The organism is Hymenobacter sp. IS2118 (assembly GCF_000715495.1).
In the GTDB taxonomy this organism is placed as follows: domain Bacteria; phylum Bacteroidota; class Bacteroidia; order Cytophagales; family Hymenobacteraceae; genus Hymenobacter.
This window is the reverse complement of the sequence record NZ_JNLX01000092.1, coordinates 1-9,201: the sequence shown is the minus strand read 5'-3', so window position 1 is coordinate 9,201 and position 9,201 is coordinate 1. Positions and strand designations below refer to the sequence as shown.

General features: G+C 62.3%; 5 protein-coding genes. 3 read left to right on the top strand and 2 right to left on the bottom strand.

Annotated elements, in window-relative coordinates; genetic code table 11:
* Window positions 1-989: sensor histidine kinase (locus tag GM79_RS22860; RefSeq protein WP_051718668.1), on the bottom strand; the 989-nt coding region annotated here is incomplete at its 3' end.
* A 240-nt stretch (window positions 990-1,229) separates the two neighbouring features.
* Here GM79_RS22860 and GM79_RS08275 point away from each other — a divergent pair.
* The 3 genes from GM79_RS08275 (at window position 1,230) to GM79_RS08265 (ending at window position 7,581) form a co-directional block, all read left to right on the top strand.
* Window positions 1,230-2,624 (top strand): serine hydrolase domain-containing protein, encoded by a 1,395-nt coding sequence (locus GM79_RS08275; protein WP_051718667.1) that lies wholly within the window; start codon window positions 1,230-1,232, stop codon window positions 2,622-2,624.
* A gap of 313 nt (window positions 2,625-2,937) precedes the next feature.
* Window positions 2,938-3,840: an ABC transporter ATP-binding protein gene (locus tag GM79_RS08270; protein WP_051718666.1), complete on the top strand. Its 903-nt coding sequence runs from the start codon at window positions 2,938-2,940 to the stop codon at window positions 3,838-3,840.
* 69 nt (window positions 3,841-3,909) lie between these two features.
* Window positions 3,910-7,581 carry an ABC transporter permease/M1 family aminopeptidase gene (locus tag GM79_RS08265; RefSeq protein ID WP_035562113.1) on the top strand — a complete coding sequence of 1,224 codons (3,672 nt, stop codon included), beginning with the start codon at window positions 3,910-3,912 and terminating at the stop codon, window positions 7,579-7,581.
* A 60-nt stretch (window positions 7,582-7,641) separates the two neighbouring features.
* On the opposite strand, the gene GM79_RS08260 is transcribed toward GM79_RS08265, so the two are convergent.
* Window positions 7,642-9,111, bottom strand: coding sequence for an IS4 family transposase (locus GM79_RS08260; protein ID WP_035561809.1), 1,470 nt, complete (start codon window positions 9,109-9,111; stop codon window positions 7,642-7,644).
* Window positions 9,112-9,201: the final 90 nt, after the last annotated feature.

Sequence of the window (9,201 nt, the reverse complement as noted above, 5' to 3'; positions counted from 1 at the left end):
GTGTAATTAGTGTCGGTGGCCTGCACCGCGAGCCGGTGGCGGGCGCCGGGGTAGTACTGCGCCAGCCGGGCCCGCAAAGTAGGCAGCCCCAGCCCCGAGGGCGTGGGCCGGAAATGCGGTGGAATGCTGTTGGCAGTGCGCAGCGTGAGGCCGGTATCGGTCTGGCTGAGGTGGATGTGGATGGTGTTGGCGCCGCTGGGGCCGATGGCGTGCTTGAAGCAATTCTCGACCAGCGGCAGCAGCAGCAGCGGGGCCAGCGGCCGGTCGGGGTGGGGCAGGTCGGCGGTGAATTCGACCGTGGTATTAGTCCGCAGGCGCAGCTTTTCCAGCCCGATGTAATTGGCCAGGTATTCGGCCTCGGTGCCCACGGTTACGGTGCTTTGGCGCGAGCTGTCGAGCTGATAGCGCATCAGGCCGGCCAGCTGCAGGAGCGCCTCGGGCATCTGGTCGGGCGCGGTCATGCTCAGGCCGTACAGGTTGTTGAGGGTATTGAAGAGGAAGTGCTGGTTTACCTGGGCTTTGAGCAAACTCAGCTCGGTTTCAAGTTGCAAGGCGCGGAGCTGTTGCATCTGGAAGTGGCTGATGATGCCGCGCCGGGCATAGCGGGCTGCCATGGCCAGCAGCATCCCTAATATAATGTTGGCCGCCCCCAGCCACACGGTCGTCTCGTGGTCCCCGTTGTCGTGCAGCACCCCTTGCAGCAGCTCATTGCCCACCGACAGCAGCCCGCCGCCGGCCAGCGCGGTAGCCGCCGTGCCCACCACGTACCAAGCATACCGGCGGCGGTCGAACAGGTGGGTTAGCAGCCAGAAATGACCGTAGATAGCCAGCGCGAATACCGCCATACTAAGCAGGGAATAAGCTACCCGCTCCTGGGTGTGGGTCGAGCCGGCATCCTGCCAGGCCAGCACGCCCAGCACGCCCAGCGCCAGGGTCCAAACCAGGCCGTGGCGCACGGCCCGGAGCCCCCAAAAGTGCGAAATGCTCATGCCACAAAGCTACTGGCTTGCCCCAGGTTCGCTCAAATTATTAGGACCAACGGCGTTGGTCCGCGCGGTGGCTGCTTTGGTCACGAGCGGGGCGCATTTGGTCATAAAAAAATGGGGCCTCGCCCATCCCAGCCGGACATTTGAGCTAGGTAAGCTACCTGAAAATAATGTTCAGCAGCCTGCTTCCAAACGCCCTTTCGGCCCTTACTACCCATTTTTTTACACCTGATAACCCCCCTCATGTTGCCAGCCATTACCAATCCTTCCACTGCTGCCCCTCGCCCCTGGGCCCGCCGGATTTGCCGCGCCACCGGCCTGCTGGTGCTGCTGGGCCTCTCTATATTCTCCGGCCAGGCCCAGCAGCTCAACACCACCAAGCTCGATAGCCTGCTTGCGTCGCTCGCCACCCACAACAAAATGATGGGCAGTCTGGCCATCAGCCGCGCCGACCGCGTGGTGTATAGTCGGGCCTTCGGCTACCAGGATGTGGCGGCCGGCACACTGGCCACTGCGGCTACCCGCTACCGCGTCGGCTCTGCGACAAAGATGTTTACCGCCGTGATGATTTTTCAGCTTATTGAGGAGAAAAAACTGCTGCTTACTACCCCGTTGGCTACTTTTTTTCCACGGTTTCCCAATGCCCAAGCCATCACCATCGACCAACTGCTGAGTCATCGTAGCGGGCTCTACAATTTTACGAATGATACGGCCTGGGTGTCGGGCCACATGGCGGCCCAAACGCCGGCCCAGATGCTCGAACGTATCAGCCGGGGCAAGCCCGAATTTGCGCCGGGCACCCAAGCAGACTACACCAATTCGGGCTACGTACTGCTTGGATACATCGTGGAGCAGCTCACGAAGCGGACTTACGCGCAGGCCCTGCAAAAGCGGGTGCTGGCCAAAATCGGCCTGGTCGATACGTACCAGGGCGGCAAAATTGACCCGCAAAAGCAGGAGGCGTTTTCCTACGTCATCAGCCCCGGCGGCTGGCAGCGCACCACCGAAACCGACATGAGCATTCCGGGCGGGGCGGGTTTCATCGGGAGCACCCCCACCGACCTCAACCGCTTTCTGACGGCCCTTTTTGCAGGCCGGCTGGTTTCGGCGGCCAGCCTGAAAAGCATGGAAACCATCCGCGACGGCTACGGGCGGGGGCTGTTCGCCCGGCCATTTGGGGCGCGGGCCGGCTACGGCCACACGGGCGGCCTCGACAGCTTTGTGACGCTGGCCACTTATTTTCCGGCGGAGAAGCTGGCCGTAACGTTTTGCAGCAACGGCCAGAATTATTCGCCGCACGATGTCTTTTCGGGGGCGCTGAGCATCTGTTTTGGCGAACCCTACAAAGTGCCAGCCTTCCTGGCCAGTGGCTACGTGCCCACCCCCGCCGACCTGGTCCGCTACGTGGGCACCTACGCCAGCCCCCAGATTCCGGGACTAAAAATCAGCATGACCCAAAGCGGCGCGACTTTGCAAAGCCAGGCCACCGGCCAACCCCCCGCCACGCTGGATGCGCTGAGCGCAGGCGTATTCAAATTCGACCAGGCCGGTAGCGACATTCGCATCGAATTTGACGCCGCTAAACCGAGCTTTCTGCTAAAGCAAGGAGGCGAAACCTACACGTTCAACAAGGAGTAGCCGGTTCTTCTTTTGTGGGGTTTACCGCGCCTGCGGCTCTTTCGGATTTGTCTTTTGAGAGGGCCGCAGCTTATTTTATGAATTAAAGCGGCCAGCCGGACAAGCCGGCCCTCAACCAGCAACAAAGGGCGAAGTTGGCCCGCGCCGGGGCCGCGTTGGTCATTTGGTTTTCCACGCTGGTCAATTTTAGCCCAGGCAACCATTGCGGCAGGCCGGGCATCTCCGGCCCGGTAGTCCTTATTATTGTAATGTCCGACGGACCGCGAACGATATAGCTTTCAACTTCAACCCTCACCTTTTTTCTGCAAAAACCATGGCCCTCACCATCACCAACCTCTCCAAGACCTACCCCAACGGGACGCAGGCGCTCAAAAACGTGAGCCTGGAAATTCCCAATGGGATGTTTGGCCTGCTCGGGCCCAACGGCGCCGGCAAATCCAGCCTGATGCGCACCATTGCCACGCTGCAGGATGCCGACACGGGCTCCATCATGCTCGACGACATTGACGTGCTGCGCGATAAGGAGCAGGTGCGCCGGGTGCTGGGCTACCTGCCCCAGGAATTTGGCGTCTACCCCAGCGTGAGCGCCGAGGAGCTGCTCGACCATTTCGCTACTCTCAAAGGCATCGCAAACAGTAAGGAGCGCAAGGAAATGGTGGCCGCTCTGCTGCACCAAACCAACCTCTACGACGTGCGCAAAAAGCATGTGGGCGGCTATTCCGGCGGTATGAAGCAGCGCTTCGGCATTGCCCAGGCGTTGCTAGGCAACCCCAAGCTCATCATCGTGGATGAGCCCACCGCCGGCCTCGACCCGCAGGAGCGCAACCGCTTTCACAACCTACTTTCGGAGATTGGCGAAAACCTGGTGGTTATTCTCAGTACGCACATTGTGAGCGATGTATCGGACCTGTGCCGGCACATGGCCATCATCAACAAAGGCGAAGTGCTGCTCACCGGTGACCCGCTTTCGGTGATGAATAACCTGAAAGGCAGAATCTGGCGCAAGCTGATTGAAAAGGCCGAATTGCCGGCCCTGCAAGCCGCAGAGCAGGTCATTAGCTCGCGCCTGTTTGCGGGCAAAACCGTGGTGCACATCCTGGCCGATTCGGCGCCGGACAGCGGCTTTGAAGCTGTGAATCCGGACCTGGAGGACGTGTACTTTTCGGAAATTAAAAATTATGAAATGAGAATTAAAAATGGTGCTCTTGTGGCCTAATGAGTTCTGCGGTGCAGCCCGCGTTCACCTCATTTTTAATTCATAATTCACAATTTTTAATTCAACGCAATGTTTCTTCCCATACTTCTTTTCGAACTGAAATACCGGCTGAAGCGGCCGGCTACCTGGATTTATTTCGCCATCCTGTTCATTCTCGCTTTTCTGCTGGTGACGGCGGCGGGCGGCGGCTTTGGGTCGGGCACCGATGTGAGCATCGGCGGCGACGGGCAGGCGGTGAAAATCAACTCCCCGTTTTCGGTGTCCATCACGGTGCTGATACTAAGCGTGTTTGGCGTCATCATTGCCTCCTCGCTCATGGGCAACCCCGTGTACCGCGACTTTGAGTACCGCACCCACCCGCTGTTCTACACCACGCCAATCAGCAAATTTGGCTACCTGGGCGGGCGTTTTCTGGGGTCTTATCTGATTGCGGTGCTCGTGTTCGCCGGGTTGGGCCTGGGTGCCGGGCTGGCGGGCATCATGCCTTGGGTAGAGCCCGACCGGTTTCTGGCTAGTACGCCGCTGGGTACTTATATCTGGCCCTACCTCATTCTGGTGCTGCCCAACCTGCTGTTTACGGGCGCTATTTTCTTCACCACGGCCACGCTCACGCGCAATATTCTGAGTACCTACATTGGGGCCGTGCTGCTGCTGGTGGGCTACCTGGTGGCCAACGCCTACATCCGCGACCTCAAAAACGAGCATTTGGTGGCAGCCCTGGATGCCTTCGGCATCGCGGCCTTCAACTTCACCACCCGCTACCTCACGGCGCCGGAAAAGAACACGCTGCTGGTACCCATTTCCAGCTACCTGCTGCTCAACCGCGCGGTGTGGCTGAGCTTTGGGCTGGCGCTGCTGGCGTTTTGCTACGCCCGGTTCCGGTTTTCGGCGCTGGCTTCGGAAAAAGTATCGAAGAAGATGCGGCGGGCTTCGGCCGACGCCGCGAGTGCGCTGGCCGGGGCCGATACCGATAGCCAGGGAGTAGCCGGCGGGCTACGGCTGCTGCCCCGCGTGACGCAGGTATTTTCCAGCGGTCTGAGCCTGAGCCAGTGGTGGAGCCTGACGAAGCTGGAGTTTCGGGGCATCGTGCGCAGCCGCTACTTCGCGGCTATTGCGGGCGCCGGCGTTATTGTGCTGCTGGCCACCGCTGCCCAGGCCGGCAAAACGTTCGACACGCCCACGTTCCCGGTTACCAACCAGTACCTGACCATTGCCAGCGGGCCCTTTTTCCTGTTTCTGTTTGCCATTATCATCTTCTACAGCGGTGAGTTGGTGTGGCGCGAACGCCAGGCCGGCGTGGCCCAGATTGCCGACGCCGTGCCGATTCCCAACTGGGTGCCGTTTCTGAGCAAGCTCGCGGCGCTGTGGCTGGTGCAGGTGGTGCTCATGGCCGTGGTGCTGGTGTGCGGGCTGGTTATTCAGACCTTCAAGGGTTACTTCAATTACGAGTTGGGCCTGTATTTCCAGGCGCTGTTTCTCTACCAGCTGCCGTACCTGCTGCTGCTCTGCGTGCTGGCGATGGTGACGCAGGTGGTGGTGAATAATAAGTACCTGGGCTTCGCCGTCATCGTGGTGTATTACCTGGCCGACCAGTTTCGGCCGCAAATTGGCCTGGGCCACCGGCTGTTTGATTTCGGGGGTGGCATCTCGCCCGGCCCGTATTCGGCCATGAACGGCTACGGCCATTTCCTGCCCGCTTTCTGGTGGACCAAGCTGCTGTGGGTAGGCGTGGCCCTGCTGCTGGCGCTGGCTGCCACGCTGCTTTGGGTGCGCGGCACCGACACCACCGGCCGCCTGCGCGAAGCTCGCCGCCGTTGGGGTGCTGGCAGCAGCGCCACGCTGGCGCTGGGCCTGCTGGTGAGCCTGGGTGCCGGGACCTACATTTTCTACAACACCAACGTGCTGAACAAGTACCTCAGCCCCAAGGCCGGCGAAAAGCAGCAGCTGGCCTACGAGCAGCAATACCGCCGCTACAAAGACGTACCGCAGCCCCGCGTTACGGCCGTGAGCCTGAACACCGACATCTTCCCCAGCACCCGCGCCGTGCGTTTCCAGGGCGAGTTTATGCTGGTGAACAAGCACCCGCAGCCTCTGGATTCGGTGATTGTGAGTTTACCCATTGAGCGGAACCCCCGCGTGCGCAGCCTCGAGTTGGGCGCGCCCGGCCAGGCCACGCTGGCCCTGAACGACACCACTTTTGGCTTCCGCATCTACCGCCTGGCCCGGCCCCTGGCCCCCGGCGACTCGCTGGCCCTGACCATGGACCTGTTTTACCAGGAGCGCGGCTTTCCCAACGCGGGCTCCAACACGGACATCGTGCAGAACGGCACCTTCATCAACAACGGCTACCTGCCCGGCCTGGGCTACCGCGACGAAGCCGAACTGAGCGACGACCAGGACCGCAAAAACTACGGCCTGAAACCCAAGCCCCGAATGGCCAAAGTTGATGACCTCAAGGCCCGCCAGAACACCTACATTGGCACCGATGCCGACTGGATACGCTTCCGGACCACCGTGAGCACCGAGGCCGACCAGACAGCCGTGGCCCCCGGCTACCTCCAAAAGGAATGGACCCAGGACGGCCGCCGCTACTTCACCTACGTGATGGACCGGCCCATGAAAAACTTCTATACCTTCCTCTCGGCCCGCTACCAGCAGTACAAGGCCGAATGGGTGGACACCGCCGGCCGCCGCTCCATCCCCATCACCATCTACTACCAGCCGGGCCACGAGTACAACCTCAAGCGCATGGCCGAGGGCGCCAAAGACGCGCTGGCGTACTGCTCCCGAAACTTTTCGCCCTACCAGCACCGGCAGCTGCGCATTCTGGAGTTCCCGCAGTACGCGGCCTTTGCCCAGAGCTTTGCCAACACCATTCCGTTCTCCGAGGCCATTGGCTTCGTGGCCGACGTGGACGACAACGACCCGGAAGACCTGAACATGCCTTATTACGTGACGGCCCACGAGGTGGCGCACCAGTGGTGGGGCCATCAGGTAGTAGGCGGCGCCGTGCAGGGCAGCACGCTCATGTCGGAAGCCCTGGCCGAATACACGGCCCTGATGGTGCTGCGCCACCACAACGGCCCTACTACCATGCAGCGGTTCCTCAAGTTCGACATGAGCCGCTACTTGCAGGGCCGCGGCTTCGAGCAGAAGAAGGAAGTGCCGCTTGCGCTGGTCGAAAACCAGCAGTATATCCACTACCGCAAAGGTTCGGTGGTGATGTATGCGCTGCAGGACTACATGGGCGAGGACAAGCTGAACGGCGCACTGAAAAAATACGTGGCCGCCGTGGCCTATCAGCCGCCACCCTACACCAACTCGCCCGAGTTCATCGGCTACCTGCGCCGCGCCGCGCCCGACTCGCTCCAGCCCTACATTACCGACCAGTTTGAGCGCATCACGCTGTTTGACAACCGCGTGACCGACGCCACCAGCAAGAAGCTGCCCGATGGCCGCTACCAGGTCGACTTCACGGTGAAGTCGGCTAAGTTCTATGCCGACAGCCTGGGCAACCAGAGCCCCGCTGACCAATCGCGCGACGCACTGCCCGTGGCCATCTTTCCGGAGCTGGGCAAGGACAAAAAGCCCGTAGCCCCGCTGCTTATACTAAAGCGCCGCCTGCGCCCTGGCGACAACAAGCTGAGCTTCGTGGTAAACGAAAAACCCGCTTCGGTGGCCGTCGACCCCTATAATATGATTATTGACCGGCGACTCGGCGATAATGTCAAAGAATTGTAGGTGATTTGAATGCAACGTGAAAAGGCCCCGACCATAGCTGGTCTTGTCCTTACCCACATCTTAGGGCTGGTTGAGTTGAGTGGCGAGCCGGACGCCTTCGACGAGTAAGCGCAGGCTCATCAGGCCGCGCCAGAGGGTTTGCCAGCCAGGTGGTCCGTCGCCTTTGCGGCCCAGGTGGCCGCCCAGGCCAGCCAAGGCATAATACACGTCGCGCACAGTCTGCACGGGTCGTGAACTGCGCAGCGTGAGGACCTGTAAAAAAGTCGCTTCCAGCCCCGCTGCCGTCGCCGGCAAGTCGGGTTGGAGGCGACTTTTTTCGCGCATATCCACTAGCGCCAATGCGACCACGCTGAGCAGGGCGACGGCGGCAAAAAGACGGTCAGCGGTTTGGAGCTGGAGCTTTTCGGCCCCCAGGCCCGTTTTCAGGGCTTTGTGAAAGTCCTCGATGAGCCAGCGGCTCACGTACTGCCGGGCGCAGGCGTGGGCCTGGGCAAAATCCGTGATGGGTTGGTCGCAGAGCAGCAGCCATTCCAGGGCGGGCGTGGCCGGGCCTGTGTCCCCGACTTGGGCGGCTTCCCAGACCCGTACCAGGGCGCAGGGAACCGGGTCCCCTTTGCCCGTCGCCGCGCCCGGTCGCTGGGGCGCACGCAGGGCCAGCGGGGGGCTGAAACTGACCTGGAGCAGCACTTCGCGGGCCGGCTGGCCCGGCCGGCCACGCAAGGCCAGGGTCAACTGGCCCGCCGAGGGCTGGGCCCGCGCCACGGCGAAGAGCCGCCCGGCGGGCGCTTTGTCGGCGCCGGCCACCAGGGCCCGGTCCTGGGCGGCGCGCACCACGAAGCCCAGGCCCTGGGCCCGGCACTGCTGCAGGTGCTCGTAGATGTCGGCCCCGCGGTCGGCCACCACCACCCAGCGCGCGTCCGGTGGCGGGCTGCCCACGTTGCGCAAGCTCCGGGACCAGAGCGCCGATTCGCGGACCCGGCCCTGGCGCAGGCGCGAGCCGCCGTGGAGATGGTCTTTTTCGGCCTCCGGCACCGGTTGACGGACGTGAAACTGCTGGTCCAACAGGCCCAGCAGCGGCAGGGCGGGCCGTTTGGCGGCCGGGTCGGGGTCCTGCACCGGCCAGCCGGCGGCCACCAACGAGTGCAGCAGTACGCCCTGGCTCGTGGCCTTGCCCGGCCCGACCGGCCCCAGGCCGGGCCGGCGCTCGTCGGCTTCGGGCCAGCTCAGTTCGCTCGTGTCTTCGACCAGCAGGTAGGTGCCCGGCTCCTGTAGCGCTTGGCGAACCACGGCCTGATGCGCCCCCTGCAGCGCCTCGGGCGTGGCCCTTGCACCGCCCAGCAAGCGATACGCCGCTTTACTGGCCCCCGCCTGGCCGGTCCCCAACTGCGGAATGGTGGCCCCCGGCTGCCGGGCCCAACCGGCGGCCAACTGCACCACCCGTCGGCTGCGGCGGGCATCGCCCAACACCGTGCCCCCAAAATGCGTCTGCGCCCACAGCTGCGGGTCGCAGAAATGCGTCGAAATACTCATCTCGCAAGCTACTAAGCCGGCCCCGCAAGAACCCACAAAAAAGCGCCGACCTGTTGGCCGGCGCTTTTCAAAGATGTGGGTAAGGACAAG